Source organism: Shewanella inventionis, assembly GCF_019931735.1.
Lineage (GTDB): Bacteria > Pseudomonadota > Gammaproteobacteria > Enterobacterales > Shewanellaceae > Shewanella > Shewanella inventionis.
The window spans coordinates 1264334-1283184 of record NZ_CP082926.1 but is presented as its reverse complement, the minus strand read 5'-3'; the positions used below and the strand labels follow the sequence as shown (position 1 = coordinate 1283184).

19 protein-coding genes are annotated in these 18851 nt (G+C 42.4%); 11 read left to right on the top strand and 8 right to left on the bottom strand.

What is annotated here, in order from left to right; genetic code table 11:
* The first annotated feature begins 61 nt into the window (after window positions 1–61).
* Both panC and K8B83_RS05920 read left to right on the top strand, forming a co-directional pair.
* A complete protein-coding gene (gene panC / locus K8B83_RS05925) occupies window positions 62–916 on the top strand; it encodes a pantoate--beta-alanine ligase (RefSeq protein WP_188737871.1) in 855 nt (284 codons plus the stop codon).
* 457 nt (window positions 917–1373) lie between these two features.
* Window positions 1374–1892: a DUF4124 domain-containing protein gene (locus K8B83_RS05920; protein ID WP_188737872.1), complete on the top strand. Its 519-nt coding sequence runs from the start codon at window positions 1374–1376 to the stop codon at window positions 1890–1892.
* 26 nt (window positions 1893–1918) lie between these two features.
* Here K8B83_RS05920 and K8B83_RS05915 read toward each other — a convergent pair whose 3' ends face one another.
* The gene (locus K8B83_RS05915) at window positions 1919–2119 is read right to left on the bottom strand and encodes a YheV family putative zinc ribbon protein (protein ID WP_188737874.1); all 201 of its coding nucleotides are present in this window, start codon (window positions 2117–2119) and stop codon (window positions 1919–1921) included.
* Between the two features lie 144 nt (window positions 2120–2263).
* Here K8B83_RS05915 and K8B83_RS05910 point away from each other — a divergent pair, with 144 nt between their 5' ends.
* Together K8B83_RS05910 and K8B83_RS05905 are read left to right on the top strand one after the other, a co-directional pair.
* Window positions 2264–4177: an ABC transporter ATP-binding protein gene (locus K8B83_RS05910; protein WP_223419294.1), complete on the top strand. Its 1914-nt coding sequence runs from the start codon at window positions 2264–2266 to the stop codon at window positions 4175–4177.
* A 48-nt stretch (window positions 4178–4225) separates the two neighbouring features.
* A complete protein-coding gene (locus K8B83_RS05905; RefSeq protein WP_188736505.1) occupies window positions 4226–4675 on the top strand; it encodes a TIGR02444 family protein in 450 nt (149 codons plus the stop codon).
* Between the two features lie 31 nt (window positions 4676–4706).
* Here the strand turns inward: K8B83_RS05905 and K8B83_RS05900 are convergent, their stop codons facing one another.
* The gene (locus tag K8B83_RS05900; RefSeq protein WP_188736503.1) at window positions 4707–6293 is read right to left on the bottom strand and encodes a GMC family oxidoreductase; all 1587 of its coding nucleotides are present in this window, start codon (window positions 6291–6293) and stop codon (window positions 4707–4709) included.
* Between the two features lie 28 nt (window positions 6294–6321).
* Window positions 6322–6828: a TAT leader-containing periplasmic protein gene (locus K8B83_RS05895; protein WP_188736501.1), complete on the bottom strand. Its 507-nt coding sequence runs from the start codon at window positions 6826–6828 to the stop codon at window positions 6322–6324.
* 112 nt (window positions 6829–6940) lie between these two features.
* Between K8B83_RS05895 and K8B83_RS05890 the strand changes: the two genes are divergently transcribed.
* The 3 genes from K8B83_RS05890 (at window position 6941) to K8B83_RS05880 (ending at window position 9225) form a co-directional block, all read left to right on the top strand.
* Window positions 6941–7945 carry a hydrolase gene (locus K8B83_RS05890; RefSeq protein ID WP_188736499.1) on the top strand — a complete coding sequence of 335 codons (1005 nt, stop codon included), beginning with the start codon at window positions 6941–6943 and terminating at the stop codon, window positions 7943–7945.
* A 2-nt stretch (window positions 7946–7947) separates the two neighbouring features.
* Window positions 7948–8196: a YheU family protein gene (locus tag K8B83_RS05885; RefSeq protein WP_188736497.1), complete on the top strand. Its 249-nt coding sequence runs from the start codon at window positions 7948–7950 to the stop codon at window positions 8194–8196.
* 132 nt (window positions 8197–8328) lie between these two features.
* Window positions 8329–9225 (top strand): phosphoribulokinase, encoded by an 897-nt coding sequence (locus K8B83_RS05880; RefSeq protein ID WP_188736495.1) that lies wholly within the window; start codon window positions 8329–8331, stop codon window positions 9223–9225.
* A gap of 177 nt (window positions 9226–9402) precedes the next feature.
* On the opposite strand, the gene K8B83_RS05875 is transcribed toward K8B83_RS05880, so the two are convergent.
* Entirely contained in the window at window positions 9403–10182 is a 780-nt protein-coding gene (locus tag K8B83_RS05875; RefSeq protein WP_188736493.1) for a tetratricopeptide repeat protein, read from the bottom strand.
* A gap of 323 nt (window positions 10183–10505) precedes the next feature.
* Here K8B83_RS05875 and crp point away from each other — a divergent pair, with 323 nt between their 5' ends.
* The 4 genes from crp (at window position 10506) to K8B83_RS05855 (ending at window position 13869) form a co-directional block, all read left to right on the top strand.
* Window positions 10506–11141 (top strand): cAMP-activated global transcriptional regulator CRP, encoded by a 636-nt coding sequence (gene crp / locus K8B83_RS05870; protein WP_130598440.1) that lies wholly within the window; start codon window positions 10506–10508, stop codon window positions 11139–11141.
* Between the two features lie 394 nt (window positions 11142–11535).
* Window positions 11536–11883 (top strand): PepSY domain-containing protein, encoded by a 348-nt coding sequence (locus K8B83_RS05865; protein WP_223419292.1) that lies wholly within the window; start codon window positions 11536–11538, stop codon window positions 11881–11883.
* The gene (locus K8B83_RS05860; RefSeq protein WP_188736488.1) at window positions 11864–12538 is read left to right on the top strand and encodes a response regulator transcription factor; all 675 of its coding nucleotides are present in this window, start codon (window positions 11864–11866) and stop codon (window positions 12536–12538) included. The genes K8B83_RS05865 and K8B83_RS05860 overlap by 20 nt, the downstream gene beginning before the upstream one ends.
* Window positions 12535–13869: an ATP-binding protein gene (locus K8B83_RS05855; protein ID WP_188736486.1), complete on the top strand. Its 1335-nt coding sequence runs from the start codon at window positions 12535–12537 to the stop codon at window positions 13867–13869. The genes K8B83_RS05860 and K8B83_RS05855 overlap by 4 nt, the downstream gene beginning before the upstream one ends.
* Window positions 13870–13929: 60 nt before the next feature.
* Here K8B83_RS05855 and K8B83_RS05850 read toward each other — a convergent pair whose 3' ends face one another.
* The 4 genes from K8B83_RS05850 to K8B83_RS05835 form a co-directional block, all read right to left on the bottom strand.
* Complete coding sequence (locus K8B83_RS05850) at window positions 13930–14730, bottom strand: DUF1338 domain-containing protein (RefSeq protein ID WP_188736484.1); 801 nt, start codon at window positions 14728–14730, stop codon at window positions 13930–13932.
* A 74-nt stretch (window positions 14731–14804) separates the two neighbouring features.
* Window positions 14805–16265, bottom strand: a complete 1461-nt coding sequence (gene astD / locus K8B83_RS05845; RefSeq protein ID WP_188736482.1) for a succinylglutamate-semialdehyde dehydrogenase — start codon at window positions 16263–16265, stop codon at window positions 14805–14807.
* Between the two features lie 9 nt (window positions 16266–16274).
* Window positions 16275–17294, bottom strand: a complete 1020-nt coding sequence (gene astA / locus K8B83_RS05840) for an arginine N-succinyltransferase (protein WP_188736481.1) — start codon at window positions 17292–17294, stop codon at window positions 16275–16277.
* 118 nt (window positions 17295–17412) lie between these two features.
* Window positions 17413–18630, bottom strand: a complete 1218-nt coding sequence (locus tag K8B83_RS05835) for an aspartate aminotransferase family protein (protein WP_188736479.1) — start codon at window positions 18628–18630, stop codon at window positions 17413–17415.
* Window positions 18631–18851: the final 221 nt, after the last annotated feature.

Here is an 18851-nt window from a genome sequence, read left to right as displayed (position 1 = left end):
CTTTTTTGCTGCATAAATAGCAGCGTTAACATCCTATTTTAGAGTAAGGTTCGACAATACCATGATTACCACTGCGGCAATTTCAACCATTCGTGAACAGGTAAAAGCGTGGCGGTCAAAAGGCGAAACAGTTGCTTTTGTACCGACGATGGGCAATTTACACCAAGGCCATATCACCTTGGTTAACGAAGCTAAAAACCGTGCAGATCACGTAGTGGTATCTATTTTTGTTAACCCAATGCAGTTTGGACCTAAAGAAGATCTAGACGGCTACCCTCGCACGCTAGAACAAGACAGTGAAAAGCTGGTAAATGCTGGCGCAGAGCTGTTATTCACTCCAACGCCAGAGATTATTTACCCTAAAGGGTTAACCAAGCAAACTTACATTGAAGTGCCCAACATAGGCGATGAGTTGTGTGGTGCCAGCCGTCCTGGTCATTTTCGTGGCGTTGCAACCATTGTCGCCAAACTGTTTAATATTGTTCAACCAGACATTGCCTTGTTTGGATGTAAAGATTTTCAGCAATTGTTAATCATCAAAACCATGGTAGAAGATTTATCAATGCCAATTGAGATTATAGGCATTGATACTATTCGCGAAGCGTCGGGCCTAGCAATGAGTTCACGCAATGGCTATTTAACTGAAGATGAAAAACACAATGCTGCAGCACTAAAGCGCGCAATAGATCATGTGATTAATGCAATTCAGCACAATGAAGACCCACAACACGCCATTGCGCACGCATTAGAACAACTCAAAAAAGCAGGTTTTACCCCTGATTACTTTGAAGTTAGAAACGCTAACACACTCGCTCAAGCCATGCCCAACGATAACCAACTTGTGGTGATTGCGGCAGCTTACCTAGGTAAAGCACGCTTAATTGACAATGTGTCATTTTCTCGTCACCCCGAATAACAATCAAAGGCTGAATTCATTTTAATTTCGCTAAGTTGATAAAATAAAAAACAAAGATTGTTCATTTTTATCAAAAATCAATTGTCAAAAAACTGGTTTTATCGCTAAACTTGACCCATATTTGATCAGAAGTTGCATCACCACTTCATTGGGCTGTTTCTCCAAGTTGAGCAAATAGAGTTCAACTATAGTGAATATCCGGTAGCGTGAATGGCGAATGTCTTACTTGCGTAAGATAAAATTGTGCTAATCTGCTCAATTAAATCAAAGTGTTTATCACAGTGTTAACAAATGCGTTTTCAGACACCGGCAGGCAAAAAGTCAACGACGTTGAATGAAAACCAAATGAGGTATGATGCAACAAGACAAGGTGGTCAGTTGCGGCATGGGCACAGTGATAAACAGGCTAATTTTAGTCTTAAAATCAAAAGATTATAGCAAAAGGATGTGTGGCCGTATGGCAAAAAGACTGTTATTCATGTTGTTTGCATTGAGCACTTTTGGTGCTCATGCTAATACTATTTACAAATGCATGAAAGACGACAAAGTCGTGTTCAGTCAAACCGTTTGCCCGCAAGAATTTCGCCAACACAAAATCGAATACCAACTCGGGATCACCACTGAAGTCGATTCAGACAAACGTGAATTAAAAGAAGATCCACTCAAAGCGCTACTCAATAAACAAACTATCTCCAAAGAAAAACTGCTCCAGCTCTTAGATGCTGAAATCTATCGACTCAAGCAAGAAAACAGCTATTTTGAAATTCTTCGTGCGAGTGAAATTCAAAAGTTGGATCGTAAACGTTACTGGCAAACAAAGCCTAAAGATGATCCAAGTTATGGCCTTGAGCTACAAGAGATCACCGAACGCTTTAACGAATTAACTAAAAATAACATTAACGTTATTAGAGTGTTGAATCAGCATAAAATGAAAATCTCTGCTGAAACCCCTCCAGATGAATACATGAGCAATTAACAGGGAGCTCATTGGCCCTGTTAAATTTAATCTGGCTTAAACACACCTATCATATTGCCGCTGGCTTTTTTCGGCACTTCAATATCCGTTTGTAAAGCCCGGTAGTCGCAGTCTGTACACTCAACAGTTTCGATACCGTTTTCTTTAAACAATAAAATACTGTCTTGAGCACCACATTTAGGGCATTTAGCGCCAGCTACAAAGCGTTTTTTTATTTTGGTCATCATTTACTCTACGTCAATTTACCTATTAAACTGTATACGACTATTTTGCCCTATTAGCCTTGTTACGTCCCGCGATTGTGGGAAAAAATTTACAAATACGCTATTATCTACGCCATTATTCTCAATTCAATATTCAAGTTGTAATTAATGATCAACATTAGCCAAGCTCAATTAATTCGCGGCAGCAAAACCCTTCTCGATGACACCTCCCTAACCATCTACCCAGGGCATAAAGTGGGATTAGTTGGCGCGAATGGTACCGGTAAGTCATCTTTGCTCGCGCTAATACTCGGTCATTTACACCTTGATAAAGGCGACTTTAGTTTGCCTGCAGGCTGGCAAATTGCCACCGTCGCGCAAGAAACACCAGCGCTTGATGTCTCTGCACTCGAATACGTACTAGATGGCGATGCTGAGTTTCGTCAACTTGAAGCTGAACTCAATCAAGCTCAACATGATAATGATGGCAATGCTATCGCGCTCATTCACGGAAAAATTGACGCCATTGGTGGTTATGCCATTCGCGCACGCGCTGGAGCATTGCTTGCCGGTTTAGGCTTTGGCGAAGCAGAACAAAGCAACCCAGTTAAAAGCTTTTCGGGTGGCTGGCGTATGCGCCTTAACCTTGCCCAAGCACTTTTATGTCGCTCCGATCTATTGTTGCTCGATGAACCAACCAACCACTTAGACCTAGATACCATGTACTGGTTAGAAGGCTGGATTAAATCTTATCAAGGCACGTTAATTCTTATCAGTCACGACCGTGATTTTATAGATGGTATTGTTGATGAGATTGTTCATGTTGAAAACCATAAGCTCAATTTTTACAAAGGCAATTACAGTGCCTTTGAACGTGTAAGAGCAGAGCGCATGGCGCAGCAACAAGTCGCCTATGAACGCCAACAAAAAGAACGCTCACATATGCAATCGTTTGTTGATCGTTTCCGTTATAAAGCCAGTAAAGCCAAACAGGCCCAAAGCCGTTTAAAAGCACTTGAACGCATGGCAGAGTTATTACCATCACAGGTTGATAACCCTTTCCAAATGGCATTTAGAGAGCCAGAAGCTCTGCCAAATCCACTTGTGGTCATGGAAAACGTCTCTATCGGCTACAATGACAAAACCATTTTACAACAAGTACAGCTTAATCTAGTACCCGGTGCCCGTATTGGTTTGTTAGGGCGAAATGGTGCCGGTAAATCAACTTTAATTAAACTATTATCTGGCCAACTGCATGCAAAAACGGGTAAGTACCAACCCAATCCAGGGCTTAATATTGGTTATTTTGCTCAGCATCAAATTGAGTTTTTAAGTTTAGATGACTCCCCCTTACAGCACTTAGTTCGCCTGGCGCCTGCCAGTACGCGCGAGCAAGAGTTACGTAACTTTTTAGGTGGTTTTGGCTTTAATGGCGACATGGCACTTGCCCCTGTTAGACCATTTTCTGGCGGTGAAAAAGCCCGTCTAGTATTGGCATTGTTGGTGTGGCAACGCCCTAACCTGCTGTTACTCGATGAACCCACCAACCACTTAGATTTAGAGATGCGTCATGCATTAACCATGGCGCTGCAAAGCTTTGAAGGTGCCATGGTAATTGTATCCCATGACCGTCACCTGTTACGCCTAAGTTGCAGCGATTACTACTTGGTTGATCAAGGTGTTGTAAAGCCTTTTGATGGTGATTTAGATGATTATCATCAATGGTTACTCGACGCCGCAAAAGCTGCACAAGCCAATAATAAGAGCGAGGCCCAAGCAAGTGCTGGCGATCAAATTGACAAAAAGCAACAAAAGCGCATTGAAGCAGAGCTAAGACAAAAAACCTCACCACTTAAAAAGCAACAAGCCAAGTTAGAAACTCAACAACAAAAGATCTCACAACGCTTAGCAGAGTTAGAAACAGAACTGGCCGATGGCAGCTTATACGAGGCTGAAAACAAAGCAAAAATGACTCAAGTGCTTAATGAGAGAACCCGTTTGACCCAGGATATGGACGAAAGTGAAATGAACTGGTTAGAGCTACAAGAACAAATTGAAGCAATTGAACAAGCTGTTCAATAATACCCACTTTGACTTTGGCGTTTAACCATAAACGCCCAAGGAAACCCAATGCCTACCACACTCAATCGCCCGATGTTCGACCGCACATTGTGGCATCAATGCGAACTCGCTTACAGCCAAAAGCCAAGCGCTTATATCCAGCTGCAAGATAGTTATCAGGTTAATGTAAACATATTACTTTTAGCACAATATCTTGATAAACATGCTTTTATGTTGTCTGTAGAACAATGGCAAAGCATGCTAAGTGTTATCGAAAAATGGGAAGACTCAGTACTAGTGCCTTATCGTAAATTACGCCGTATCGCCAAAAAGCATTTGCCAGAAGATGACTATCAAAAAATGCTTGAAGTCGAATTGATAATGGAGCGAAAGTCACAACAGTTACTATTACAAAAGCTGCATTTAATAAACGGACAACCTCTCACGACAAGCGCAGGAATAAGCAGCAATGTTAATACCTACTTGAGCATTTATGGATTAGATGACAGCGCCATCTAATCCTACCCCTGAATTAAAATTTCGGCATTGTTTATTTTGCTGTCAGCTTTTTCGCTAAGGCTGTCGCATTACGAGCCACAATGCCATAAATAGACAATTGTGGGTTAGCACCAAGGCTCGTCGGAAACACTGAACCATCCATCACCGACAGGTTTTCTAAGTAATGTGAATTGCCAAAGCTATCCACCATGGCTTGGGTTTTATCTTCACCCATGGCACAACCGCCCATCACATGCGCAGACGCAACAATGGTTTTAATTAATCCTAAATCAAGCTGGTTAATACCTTGCTTAGCATCATTCCAAGAATCGAAGAAACTCAGTCCGTCATGCATTGGCAGCACTTTTTTGGCGCCTGCTGCAAATTGTAATTCAGCCATCGATAAAAATGCACGGCGCGCTGCTTGCCAAAAACCGTCAGTTAACGGGTAATCCAGTACGAAACTGTCATCGGTTAAGCGTACTTGTCCACCTGGGCTTTGCTCATTAAAACCGTCGCGGACCAAGGCAATAGTGACTTGCATTTGATTAAAATTGGCCATTAACTGTGCATGACTCACACCATAACCTATGGTCTTTGAAGCGATCAGCACGGGGTGAACAGGGGCAACTTCAAGTTTATATCCCAAATCACCAACAGCGCCATCGCGCCAAACAAACTCATCAGAATAAATCGATTGCGGTGCACCGCTATGGCCATTAATTTGTTCTGCAAATAAACCACCAGACAACAAAGACGGATGCAAAAAGGTTTTACCGAGTTGTTTATGGGGATCTGGAGTATTAGAACGCATCAAAATGCTTGGGGTATGGATAGCACCAGCACTTAAAATATAATGCTTTGCACTAAATGTAATCTGTAAATCTGTTGGTTTAAATCCTTCACTCATGGCTTGTGCGGTAAGGCCAACAACCTTGTCACCTTTATAATCAAGCTTAACCACTTTTGCCCGCGATATTAAGGTCGCGCCATGTTCAAGCGCCCCAGGTATGGTAGTCACCAACATAGATTGCTTAGCATTAACTGGGCAGCCCATTCCGCAATAACCGGTATTCCAACACCCTTTAACATTACGTTTAATGACGGTGTATTCCCAGCCGAGTTTTTCACACCCCTGTCGCAGTGCAGCGTTATTTCGGTTTGCTTCATATTGCCATTGCTCAATATTGAGCCTCTGCTCCATTTTTTCAAACCATGGCTGTAACTCAATTGCAGACAACCCCTTAACAGATTTAGCCTGCTGCCAAAAATCCAAGGTCGGTTCGGGGGTACGAATAGAGGTTGTCCAGTTGATGGTAGTTGACCCACCCACTGTTCGCCCCTGAAATATACTGACACCTTTATCCGCTGTTTTTAATGCTGCGGCCTGTTGGTATAAATTAGGGTATGCATGACGCTCCTCCATGTCAAAATCAGTGGAAGATTTTAATGCGCCGCCCTCAATCATTATCACTTTCAGGCCAGCTTGCGATAAAATTTCAGCGGCAGTACCGCCACCAGCTCCCGTCCCCACAATAACCACATCGGCCTCAAAATGACGGTTCTTTTGCAATGTGCTGGCATCAATATGATGCCAGCCTGAACGTAACCCAGTAATAATAGGATCAATAATAGCCAAGAGAATACTCCTTCACACTGAGTTAATTTTAAGGGCTAACCAAAAAAGTTGGCTTAGCATAACGCAAGTTTCCCCAATGTTCAGGACAAGCATAATAACTGGCCATAATAAGCTCACGCAGCCCTGTGTAGGCTACTTTTAGCATATCGAGAAAGTTGAAGCGCCAAAACTCTAGCATATCGATTAATTGCTGAGGTTCACGCCCTAATAACGGCGTCATACTGCCACTAAGCAACAACAAACCCAAACGGCCTTCAAGCAAATCTAAGAGCTCCATTAGCTCATCTTGTTGGGCTTGCGGTAAATGGTTAATTGATTGCGTAATAGCATCTAAAGTGCGATTAATGGCTATTTCTCTGTGGCTCGGCACCTCAGGTAAACTGCCATCGAGGAAAATAGGGATGAACACACTAAAAAGCACACGATGATGAACATCATCAGGCGTGGTTGTTAATGTTGGCGAATACAGATTAACGCCAAGTGCTAGTGCAGCTGTTCCTGCAAAAGCACCTGTGAGAAAGGTACGTCGCTTCATTTACTTCCCCTTAGGGTTATTGTTGTCAGTAATTTTTATGTGCTAAAGTGGCATGAGCAACATTTAAACACACGTTTAAATATTCACAAACTATTGCAGAAATATGCCTTCTATGAACAAGATGTTTTCTCCACCATGGTGGGCAGCAAGTCCCCACATTCAAACGATTCTACCGTTTATTTTTAAAGTAGCCAAACCAGCAACGTTTAGGCAAAGACAAGAATTACCCGACGGCGATTTTATTGATTTAGATTGGTTAGGCCAAGCACAAAACGGTGAACCTATATTAGTCATTCTACACGGGCTTGAAGGCAACACAGAATCACACTATGCACGCAGAATACTGCTTGAGGCTAAAAAAGCTAAAATAGCAGCTGTTGTACATCATCATAGAGGATGCTCAGGAGAACCTAACCGCTTAGCACGAAGCTATCATAGCGGCGACGTTGACGACCTAGCATATACCTTATTGCAATTGAAACAATACTACCCAGACTCTGCGCTCTATGCTGTGGGGTACAGTTTAGGTGGAAATGTGCTGGCCAAGTATCAGGGCAGCCTGCAGCAAAATAATTTACTCGAACGGGCTGTAGTGGTGTCGGCGCCGCTAACTTTAGGCGCCTGCGCCAAACGCTTAGAAAGTGGATTTTCAACGGTTTATCAGCGTTTTTTAATTAAACGTTTACAGCGAAAAATGCTCGATAAAATCAATACGGCAAATCTCACAGAGCAAATGCCCATCACCAAAAAACAGCTTAAAATGCTCAATACATTTTACTTGTTTGATGACAAAGTCACGGCACCGTTACACGGCTTTACAAGCGCTCACGACTATTATGAAAAATCGAGCGGGATAGCCTATTTACAATATATCACTAAACCGACATTAGTTATCCATGCGCAAGATGATCCCTTTATGACTGACGATGTGATCCCAAGCAAAGATCAATTATCGCCCATGGTTGAATATGAACTCCATCGATTTGGTGGACATGTTGGCTTTGTTGAGGGCGGCTGGCCCTGGAAACCCCAATTCTATTTAGAAAAGCGAATAATCACCTTTTTATTGGCCAGCATCAATAAGCCGTTCACCCTCAAAGACACGCATAAGGAGTAACCATGCTGGTACCATACGATGCATTATTGTCATTACCGCAAGAAACGCTACAAGCAATGATAAAAGAGTATTTACTTTCGCAACTTGAAGATGGCAGCTTTAGTGACGTAGATGAGCAGCAACTGATAAATGCCACTGAACGCTGTAAGATTGCATTAAAAAAAGGCGATTTAGTAGTAGAGTATAGCGAAGAAGATGAGTCGATAGCGATCCGTCAACGAGAGCATGTTGCTGCGAGATTTAATGATTAAGCTGCATGATTACGCAATAATTTGTTATAAATATTAACATTATCACCCGTGAATAATTGACCCAAAGGTGATGATTACCGTATAACTAATGGCTCGATTTTCTTTGGTGAATCACAAACGTAGGCAAATATCATGTCAGCAAAACACCCTATTATTGCTGTAACCGGTTCATCTGGTGCTGGCACAACGACCACAACGACTGCCTTTACGCACATATTCAGGCAGCTTGGTATTAACGCAGCATTTGTTGAAGGCGACAGTTTTCATCATTTCACCCGCGCAGAAATGGAAGTATTAATCCGTAAGTCGCAGGCTGAAAATCGTAACATTAGCTATTTTGGTCCAGAAGCCAACAACTTTAAAAAACTCGAAGAGTGCTTCATTAGTTACGGTGAGACAGGTAATGGCCAAACCCGCAGTTATTTGCATACCTTCGATGAGGCAGTGCCTTTCAACCAAATGCCAGGCACTTTTACTCAATGGCGAGATCTCCCAGAAAACACTGACATGCTTTATTACGAAGGCTTACATGGTGGTGTGGTCACTGACGACGCAGACGTAGCAAAACACGTTGACCTACTCATTGGGATGGTACCTATTGTCAACCTAGAATGGATTCAAAAAATCATTCGCGACACCACCGAGCGTGGACACAGCCGAGAAAAAGTCATGGGCTCTATTGTGCGCAGTATGGATGATTACATTAATCACATGACGCCGCAGTTTTCACGAACCCATATCAACTTTCAACGAGTCCCAACTGTTGATACCTCAAACCCATTTAGTGCTAAAGACATTCCAAGCCTTGACGAAAGCTTTGTGGTTATTCGTTTTCGAGGCATTAATAACGTCGACTTTCCTTATTATCTTAATATGATCCAAGGCTCGTTTATGTCTCGCGTTAATACTCTTGTGGTGCCGGGTGGGAAAATGTCGTTAGCCATGGAACTTATCTTAACGCCGTTAATAAAGGACTTATTAGATAAGCGAATAGAATTGCAAAACATCAATGATATCAAGCCTAGTTAAGCTTAATTTAAGTCAATAACACTACAATTGTTTTATCGTGATTTCAGACGAAATAACGGCAGTTGATGTGCTTGAGCGCTAATTCCCCCTATTTTCTGTTAGCGTATCAAGCACATCAGCGAAAACTCACTCAAACCTCTTCATCGCACTCTTGTCTGTTAAACCATTTTGGCTTTACTACATCAATGGAATAATTTCTCGATATGCTTGGTTATTTTGGTACTGCTTTAATCGCATAATAAACTCATCACTGTGCGCCAGATCTGGGTTGTGTTTTAATGCTTGAATGGCTTTCTTTTGTGCATCAATGGCTGAGGTAAAGTCACCTATTTCAGCATAACCAGCAGCCAGATTGTCTAATACGGTTGGGTCATTTTGATTTTGCTCTAAAAGCTTTAGAGACATAGACACTGCCCTCGAACCATCGCGATACTCTGCCTCTGGACACGTTGCCAAAATCCACGCAACATTACCAAGCGACACATTATCACCAGCTGCATTAAATTGGCTCATCGCTTTACCGCAGTTACGAATGACCCCATCACCACCAGCAGAATAAATAAAACCTAAGCGAAAATTAGCCCATTTATCTCCCTGGTCAGCCATAACCAAATACCATTTTTCGGCTAGGGCTAAATCGCGGGCAAATAATTTACCTTCAAAGGCCAAATCGGCAATAGTTTGCTGCGCTTTAATATGATTTTGCGCCGCGGCTTGATTAACCCAATCCAATCCTAACTGGGTATTTTGACTGACAAATCGTCCAGATAAATGCATTAAACCTAATAAAAACTGCGCGTCTACATCACCTTGTTTCGCTTTTATTTGAATGTGCACCAGCTTACTGGCAGCCAAAGACTCCACTGTGGGGGGTACATAAAATGAATAAGCAGGTAAACTTAACACACTCACTGCCAACAGGCATGCAGCCCTTACTATTTGACTCAATCTGTTCACGCACACCTCTACAACAATCAGTGTTATTAATCACGGGTATTTAATAACAGTATCTAACTCGTCTATCCAATTCAATAGACACCCGCGTCAGCCAATAATTCAATCGGTTAAGCGACAAAAATAAACACAATATGCTTAGGCAAACAAAATAAAAGCTGACCTTGATCACAAACAAAATAAATTTAATCTAAAATTTAACAGGTTAATATACACTACTGACACTTCTAAATACGATCTCTATCAAAGTTTTTACGATTCGAATCGCGTAGAATGCTTAATTAGACATTACTTACTTTCATTTTTAATCAATCGAGGAATATCGTATGGCTCTGATTGGTAAGCCAAAACCTGACCCAACATTAGAATGGTTTCTTTCACATTGTCACATTCATAAGTACCCAGCGAAAAGCACGTTGATCCATGCTGGTGAAGACTCTGACACGCTTTATTACATCGTAAAAGGTTCTGTTGCTGTATTGATCAAAGATGAAGAAGGTAAAGAAATGATCCTCTCTTATCTAAATCAAGGTGATTTTATCGGTGAACTGGGTTTATTCGAAGAACAAGCTGAACGTACAGCTTGGGTTCGTGCTAAACAAGCATGTGAAATTGCCGAAATCTCTTACAAAAAGTTCAAACAGCTTATTCAAGTTAACCCAGAAATCTTAATGAAGCTTTCTGCCCAAATGGCATACCGCCTACAAAGCACAAGCCAAAAAGTGGGCGACTTAGCCTTCTTAGACGTTGCTGGCCGTATTGCACAAACATTATTACATTTAGCAAAACAACCTGATGCAATGACTCATCCTGACGGTATGCAGATTAAAATCACCCGTCAAGAGATTGGTCAAATCGTGGGCTGTTCACGCGAAACCGTTGGCCGTATTTTAAAAATGCTTGAAGAGCAAAACCTGATTCAAGCACACGGTAAAACTATCGTGGTTTACGGTACACGCTAGGGTCTGCTGGTCTTTGCTGGTTGAATTTTGTTCGAGTTAAAAACGTTTTAATCGAGACGAATGGATTGATGCCTAGCAATCTAAGCAACTCTTTATTTCAAAGAATCATTTAACAAAGAGTAAAACGTTTTTAGCCGAACCCTTTGGGCAGCGTTTGTTGGCCATTTTTACTGCGTTATCGACTTTTTATGTAGAGTAACTACACCTCAAAGTCTCTGCCTTGTAGAAATGGCCAACAATTCGCTGCAAAAATAACCTTGAAAGTTCAACAGACCCTAGGACATTTATAAACGCTATTTAAGCGGCAATAATGTCTACTTCAGCTTGATTTAAGCCAAGATATTTAAAGTGGTGTTCATACTCTGAACGCCACTTTTTTTATTTGGGAGCGAACATGAATAGCTTGTTCATCGCCACTATCAGCTTAATGGCCTTATCCATTGACCAACAAGATATTCCTGTTAATGAATTCCCACTTGATCATGATAAAGTCCAAAAATTAGTGACTTCTGGTAATATACGCCCATTAGATGATTATTTGACTTGGGTGTCGCAGTATTGTGATGGTCAGCTTGTTGATGCTCAGCTTTATCAATATCAAGATAAATGGCGCTACGATTTACAATTTAAACTCGCACAAGGGCATGTTATTAACCTGCAGTTAGATGCAGTCAACGGCATGAAAAATCCATTACAGCAATTACCGAGCGAATGTACTAAACATGAAACTGCTACTCGTTGAAGATAACCCATTATTGGTCGCTGAGCTTGAAAAACAACTTAAGCAAGCTGGATATATCACAGATGTTACTGATAAAGCGGTAGAAGCCGATTATCTTATGAGTGAAACCGATTACGATTGCGTAATACTGGACATAGGTTTACCCGACGGAAATGGACTCTCACTTGTGACCAAGTGGCGTGAGCGCGGAGTGAATACGCCCGTTATCATGCTCACAGCACGTAGTCAGTGGCACGAAAAAGTTGAAGGTTTTAACGCAGGGGCTGACGACTACCTTGGCAAACCCTTTCATGCGCAAGAGCTTTTAGCCCGTATTCAGGCGTTAATCCATCGCGCTCATGGCAGAGCAAACTCATCGTCCAAACAGCTGTGTTATGGCGGTATTACGCTAGATGAAAACGAGCAAAAGGTGACGGTTGGTGAGCAAGAATATGAGTTAACTTCAATGGAGTTTAGGCTGCTGAAGATTTTCTTAATGTCGCCCAAAAAATTACTGTCTAAGTCTCAACTTACCGATAAGCTTTACCAATTTGACGATGAAAAAGAAAGCAATGTGGTAGAGGTATATGTTACCCATTTGCGTAAAAAACTCGGTAAAACCACTATTGAAACCCGCCGCGGCCAAGGGTATATCTTTCACGGTCTAGCCCAATGATGTCAATTCGCTTTAAGCTCAGTCTGTGGCTTAGTGGTTTGATTATTATCGCAACTCTGATTGGGTTATTTTTGTTTGAATCCATGTTAAGAGATGCTTTTCATGACTCGATTATTAATCGTTTAGAAGAAGATTTAGAACACATTATCATTGCAACCCGTCTTGATGATGGCGAATTAGTTATCGATCAAAATCAGTTATCCAGCTTTTATCGCCCAGCCTATTCTGGGCGTTATTTTCAGCTAAATCTGCCAAATAAGACCATTCGATCACGGTCATTATGGGATGCTGAATTACACATCGTTAATTTAGAATCACAACAAAAGCGTGTATGGCAAGCCAAAGGCCCCAAAAATAATGATATGCAACTGCTATCAATTGGCATTGGTGCGCCCAATAGCAATAACACTGCAACCTTAACGGTTGCACAAGACCTCAGTATTGGCCGCAGAGTATTTAGCGAAGTCTTTGGCACCAAACTGGCAATTAATATTGGTATGTTATTAGCCATGATAGCCGGTATTTTCATCATTTTGCGTCAATCATTTAAACCGGTAAATCAAATTCAGGGAGCGCTAGCAAAACTTCGCGAGGGAGATATAGCTTCATTAGAAATTGCCCAAATACCAGCAGAAATCCGCCCGCTAGCAGAAACCTACAACCAGCTATTAGATTATACCGCTAAGCAAATTGAGCGAAGCCGAAATAACCTAGGTAACTTAAGCCATGGGTTAAAAACACCACTGGCGGTGATGCAGCAACAGGTCGAGACCTTAGGGTTATCTCACCCAGAGGCAGCATTAGCAATGCAACAACAGTTAGATTTAGTACATAAAATGATAGAACGAAAACTTGCAGCCGCAAGAATTACCGGTGATATGCTACCAGCGGCACAATTAACCGTTCCAAAAGATTTTGACAGCTTAATTAACACCTTACACAAGGTGCACCATAATAGACAAATCCATTGTACAGTAACTAACCCCGATCAAATCAGCAGGATCCCCATTCATCGTGAAGATGGTATGGAGCTATTTGGTAACTTGCTAGACAATGCATTTAAATGGGCTAACGCTCAGGTGAGAGTGTGTATTGAACAAACGCCAAATGGCGAAATATTGCTGCAAATAAAAGATGATGGAAGTGGTGTTGAACAAGACAAATTAGCCTTGTTGACAGCCAGAGGGACACGCCTAGATGAAGCCACCATGGGCCATGGGCTGGGGTTATCGATCGTAAAAGAAATCTGCGATCAATATGGGTTTACTTTACAATTTAGGCGAAGTGACTCTCTTAAAGGTTTAAGTGTCAGTGTACTTATGAGCCAATAAAACAACAATAAAAAAGGCCTAATTGATCACCCAATTAAGCCTTTATATGCATTCAAGACTTTACATCATTGCGTTAGTGCTTTCAAAAATCTTATCTGCCGAGGCAGCAACAAACCCAGTGTATAGCTTGCCGTTTTCCATTGGATAACGTCGAGCAAACTCGTAAAAACAACTCGGGATTTCAGCATCGCCATCAGTAAAATTAACGACCACTTTATCAGCCATGGTAGATGATTGCTCTAGCAACACCTCTGGCGTACCTTTAATTTCGCCGCCTGAAGTATTTAATACAAAACCGGCATCTTTAAGTGCCTGGTTAACATCTTCAATGCGCTCAAACTGCGGTAAATCATTGATCGAAACCGTAAAGTGGTTGGCACGGTACCCTAAAGCTGCAACCCATGCTGCATATTCGCTTTCAGCTAACAGTGATTTATAGGTTGCTTTATCTAATTCCCAGTGACGGCCAGAATAGATAAAGTTATCTGCAGTTGTGGCCGCGACATCCACTTGCTCAATCAAGCCCTGGATAGTTTTTTGCAGCTCTGGGCTAAACTCTTCTACCAATAGCTCAGAAATAAACACCTTAGGTTGTGTAGGATCAGGATGTTCAAAATGCTTAGCCACCAGCTTTTTTTGTTCAAACTTATAATCACCGCAATCTACATAGCCAATAGATGTGAAATGTTTTGCTAATACGCTTAAATTTACCTTTGCGATATTAAACGTGCGCAGTGCAATATGATCATTAATGATCGCCGCACCATGGCCAAGCAATTGATGGATCTTTGCCGCAGAGGGTGTCATCTTAATATAGTCTTGCCATAGCTCAGCAAACAAAGTATTTACGTCAGTATGCATGGTTAAATCCTTATAATAAGGCTGGTAATATCGCTTAGACATTACCAGCTTGGTTCATGCGATTGATTTATCGACTAAATTGATAAACCCGGGCTTAAAGTGGCTGGTAAACTGACGTTGTCAGCTTCCATTGACGCAACAGGATAAGCACAATAATCCGCGGCATAAAAAGCACTTGCACGGTGATTACCCGATGCCCCAACACCACCAAACGGTGCTGCACCAGAAGCTCCCGTGATTTGCTTATTCCAATTCACAATACCCGCACGAATACGCGCTAAGAAATAATCATAATCTTCACGACTGTCAGCAAGTAAGCCAGCAGACAAGCCATATCGAGTTGCATTAGCTAAATGAATAGCTTGGTCAAAATCGCGGTATCGAACCAACTGTAAGAGCGGGCCAAAATATTCTTCGTCTGGTAACTCAGCAATGTTCGTCACATCGATTAAACCTGGTGTAACCATACCCTTACCAGTTTCAACTTGTGTCAACTCAACTAACGACACGCCCCCAAGAGATTGCAATGTAGCTTGTGCTGCAACCATACCTCGAGCAGCGGTTTCTGAGATCATTGAGCCCATAAACGGCTGTGGTTGCGCATTCCAGGGGCCCACCTTAATTTGCTTAATAGCATTAACAAGCTCAGCAATTAATGCATCACCTTGGGCGCCTTCTTCAACATATAAACGACGAGCGCAAGTACAACGCTGACCAGATGAGATATACGCAGATTGAATAATGTCATGCACTGCGGCTTTAGTGTCAGTGACACCCTTGACGATAAGTGGGTTATTCCCACCCATTTCTAGGGCTAATATTTTCCCCGGATGGCCTGCATATTGCTGATGTAAAATGTGACCAGTACGCGAACTACCGGTAAAGAATAACCCGTCAATTTGCGGGTGAGAAGCCAGTGCTTTACCGGTTTCAACTTCACCTTGCACTAGGTTAACCACCCCTTTTGGCAAACCGGCTTTGTCCCAACACTTTAACATCAACTCTGCAACTTTAGGTGTGAGCTCAGAAGGCTTAAATACAACCGTGTTACCAGCAAGCAATGCCGGTACAATATGGCCATTTGGTAAATGACCAGGGAAATTATAAGGCCCAAATACCGCCACAACACCATGTGGCTTATGACGCAATACCGCGCGTCCCGCTGGTAAGTCGCTAGTTTCTGTCCCCGTACGTTTGTCGTGCGCTTTGGCAGATAACGCAATTTTGCCAATCATAGCACCCACTTCAGTGGCCGTTTCCCATTGTGGCTTACCGGTTTCTTGTGCAATTGTTTCAGCGATTTCGTCTTTATTTGCTTCTAGTTGTGAACGATACGCTTCTACAATAGCTAGGCGGGCGTCATAGCCCAGCATAAACCAATCAAATTGCGCTGCACGAGCAGCATCAACCGCAGCATTAACTTGATTTGGTGTAGCGGTTTTACCCTGCCAAATCACCTCTGCATTTGCTGGGTTGCTTGAGTTAACATCATGACCTTCACCAGCTAACCACTGGCCATTAATATATTGTGTCATTTCTTACTCCTACATTGCTAAAACACGGATCTGCTCGCCATCGCTAACCAGTAAACCAGCTGCAATTTCAGGGCTAAGCACAACATTATCGTGTTCGTCAGAGACCAACAGTTTTGCCGCTGATGCACGATAATCAGCAAGCGATGTGTTGGAAATAATAAATTGGTCATCTGTGTGAGGCATTTTGCCCACAGACACAGTTAATAAGCGGCTCTTCTTAACTGAGCGGATTTCACTCAAGGCACACTCTACCGTTGGACCACCATCAAAAATATCGACATAATTGCGGAACTTAAAGCCTTCGGCTTGTAATAAACGCAGTGCCGGCTTAGTATTTTTATGAACTTCACCAATCACTTTCTGCGCTTTTTTAGGCAGCATACAAACATACACAGGGTTGCGAGGCATCATTTCAGCCATAAAGGCTTTTTTGCCTAGGCCGGATAAATAATCTGCTTCGACAAAATCAATGCCTAAGAAATGATTTTGTAACCATTCATAAAATGGTGAGTCGCCTTTTTCATCACTCACGCCTCGCATTTCTGCGATAACTGTTTCACCGAAACGCTTAGGGTGTTGAGCTAATAATAAAAAACGCGAACGAGATAACATGCGACCATTATTGCCTTTGCGGTATGCATCTTTTAAAAACAAGGTACAAACTTCAGCAGCGCCGGTATAGTCATGACAGAGTGTGAGCGTTTCAACTTCATTACGCACAGCGATTTGCGACGAGTGATAAACCTCGGTACCTAAACGGTAATGATAAAAAGCATCTTGCATGCCGACGGCAGCTTCAACACCACAAGTACCCACAACTTGGCCAGTTTTGGTATCTTCAAGCACCATTAAGTAGCCTTCATCAAAAGGCTTATCAATTTGCTTAGTAAAAGATGCTTCTGCCCTAGCTATCTTTGCACGCAATAACTCTTCGTTAACGGGTAAAGATGTGAAACCGTGACCAGACTCAACTGCGATACTATAAAGTGCATCGTAATCACTAGCACGGATAGGACGTATGATTAACATCTTAATCTCCTCATTGCGCCACTAGGTTTGCACGCTGGAGAGCTCCCCCTCCAACGCTAACCAATGTGACGAACCCAAACAACACGAGTACCTGCAAGGCAGGTACTCGTGTTGTTCATTAACCTGCGACTACTTTTGCTACAGCACGTTCAAAACGTGCTAAGCCTTCTGTAATATCAGCTTCAGGGATCACCAATGACGGAGCAAAACGCACCACATTTGCACCTGCGATTAAGCTCATTAAGCCTTCAGAGACTGACGCAACTAAAAAGTCACGGCTACGGCCTTCGTATTTTTCGTTTAATACCGCACCAAGCAACAAGCCTTTACCGCGCACTTCACTAAAGACGTTGTACTTAGCATTAATGGCCGCTAAGCCATCGCGGAATAACTGCTCACGGTGTTTAACACCATCTAATACTTCTTTGGTGTTCACAACATCCATGACCGCGTTACCAACAGCACACGCTAATGGGTTACCACCGTAAGTAGAACCATGAGTACCCACTTTTAAGTGAGCAGCAATTTTGGCTGTTGTTAACATTGCCGCAATGGGAAAGCCGCCGCCTAAAGCTTTAGCACTGGTTAAAATATCAGGCACGATGTCAGTACCCATGTAAGCAAATAGCTCACCAGTTCGGCCAACACCGGTTTGTACTTCATCAAAAATAACCAATGCATCGTGTTTGTCTGCTAAACGACGCACGGCCTTTAAAAACTCTGGATCACCATTAATAATGCCACCTTCGCCTTGGAGTGGCTCAAGCATAATGGCACAGGTTTTATCTGAAATAACGGCTTCTAATGCTGCAATATCATTAAATGGTACGTGGGTTATGCTTTGTGGTTTAGGCCCAAAGCCGTCAGAGTAAGCAGCTTGACCGCCAACGGTTACGGTAAAAAATGTGCGGCCATGGAATGCTTTGTCGAAAGCGATAATTTGATCTTTATCAGCACCGTGATTATCTAATGCATAACGACGGGCTAATTTAAGTGCAGCTTCGTTTGCTTCTGCGCCAGAGTTGGCAAAATAAACACGTTCAGCAAATGTAGCGTTAACTAATTTAGTGGCTAATTCGAGCGCTGGCTCGTTGGTCATTACGTTTGATAAATGCCATAGTTTTTCACCCTGCTCTTTTAAAGCTGACACTAACGCTGGATGACAGTGACCCAAACAATTAACTGCAATACCGCCAGCGAAATCGATAAACTCTTTGCCTTCTTGATCCCATACTCGGCTGCCCGCTCCACGAACAGGGATCACGGCTGCAGGCGCATAATTAGGCACCATCACTTCATCAAATTGGGCACGGGTTAGATTCATTTCTAGACTCATTGCATTTTATCCTTCAGGTTAATTGCGACTTAAAAGCCGCTGTTTCCGCGGTTTGCTTTATATTCTGTAAGTGCATTGGCGGAAGCTTGTGTTATTTATGGGACATTATTAGCGAAAATGTGATCAAAATACCAGTTCTGTACAATTAACTTCTGCAACCGTTGCCACTGTTATGCATAAAGATTGAAAAATATGACCAAAAAAAGCGTTTATTCGGGGGA

Bases quoted from the DNA above. Each gene is read 5' to 3' on its own strand.
- K8B83_RS05865 (WP_223419292.1), top strand. From the start codon at position 11,536: ATGAATAGCTTGTTCATCGCCACTATCAGCTTAATGGCCTTATCCATT.
- astD (WP_188736482.1), bottom strand. From the start codon at position 16,265: ATGACACAATATATTAATGGCCAGTGGTTAGCTGGTGAAGGTCATGAT.
- astA (WP_188736481.1), bottom strand. From the start codon at position 17,294: ATGTTAATCATACGTCCTATCCGTGCTAGTGATTACGATGCACTTTAT.
- K8B83_RS05905 (WP_188736505.1), top strand. From the start codon at position 4,226: ATGCCTACCACACTCAATCGCCCGATGTTCGACCGCACATTGTGGCAT.
- K8B83_RS05890 (WP_188736499.1), top strand. From the start codon at position 6,941: ATGAACAAGATGTTTTCTCCACCATGGTGGGCAGCAAGTCCCCACATT.
- K8B83_RS05885 (WP_188736497.1), top strand. From the start codon at position 7,948: ATGCTGGTACCATACGATGCATTATTGTCATTACCGCAAGAAACGCTA.
- K8B83_RS05880 (WP_188736495.1), top strand. From the start codon at position 8,329: ATGTCAGCAAAACACCCTATTATTGCTGTAACCGGTTCATCTGGTGCT.
- crp (WP_130598440.1), top strand. From the start codon at position 10,506: ATGGCTCTGATTGGTAAGCCAAAACCTGACCCAACATTAGAATGGTTT.
- K8B83_RS05850 (WP_188736484.1), bottom strand. From the start codon at position 14,730: ATGCATACTGACGTAAATACTTTGTTTGCTGAGCTATGGCAAGACTAT.
- K8B83_RS05895 (WP_188736501.1), bottom strand. From the start codon at position 6,828: ATGAAGCGACGTACCTTTCTCACAGGTGCTTTTGCAGGAACAGCTGCA.
- K8B83_RS05835 (WP_188736479.1), bottom strand. From the start codon at position 18,630: ATGAGTCTAGAAATGAATCTAACCCGTGCCCAATTTGATGAAGTGATG.
- K8B83_RS05920 (WP_188737872.1), top strand. From the start codon at position 1,374: ATGGCAAAAAGACTGTTATTCATGTTGTTTGCATTGAGCACTTTTGGT.
- K8B83_RS05910 (WP_223419294.1), top strand. From the start codon at position 2,264: ATGATCAACATTAGCCAAGCTCAATTAATTCGCGGCAGCAAAACCCTT.
- K8B83_RS05915 (WP_188737874.1), bottom strand. From the start codon at position 2,119: ATGATGACCAAAATAAAAAAACGCTTTGTAGCTGGCGCTAAATGCCCT.
- panC (WP_188737871.1), top strand. From the start codon at position 62: ATGATTACCACTGCGGCAATTTCAACCATTCGTGAACAGGTAAAAGCG.
- K8B83_RS05855 (WP_188736486.1), top strand. From the start codon at position 12,535: ATGATGTCAATTCGCTTTAAGCTCAGTCTGTGGCTTAGTGGTTTGATT.
- K8B83_RS05860 (WP_188736488.1), top strand. From the start codon at position 11,864: ATGAAACTGCTACTCGTTGAAGATAACCCATTATTGGTCGCTGAGCTT.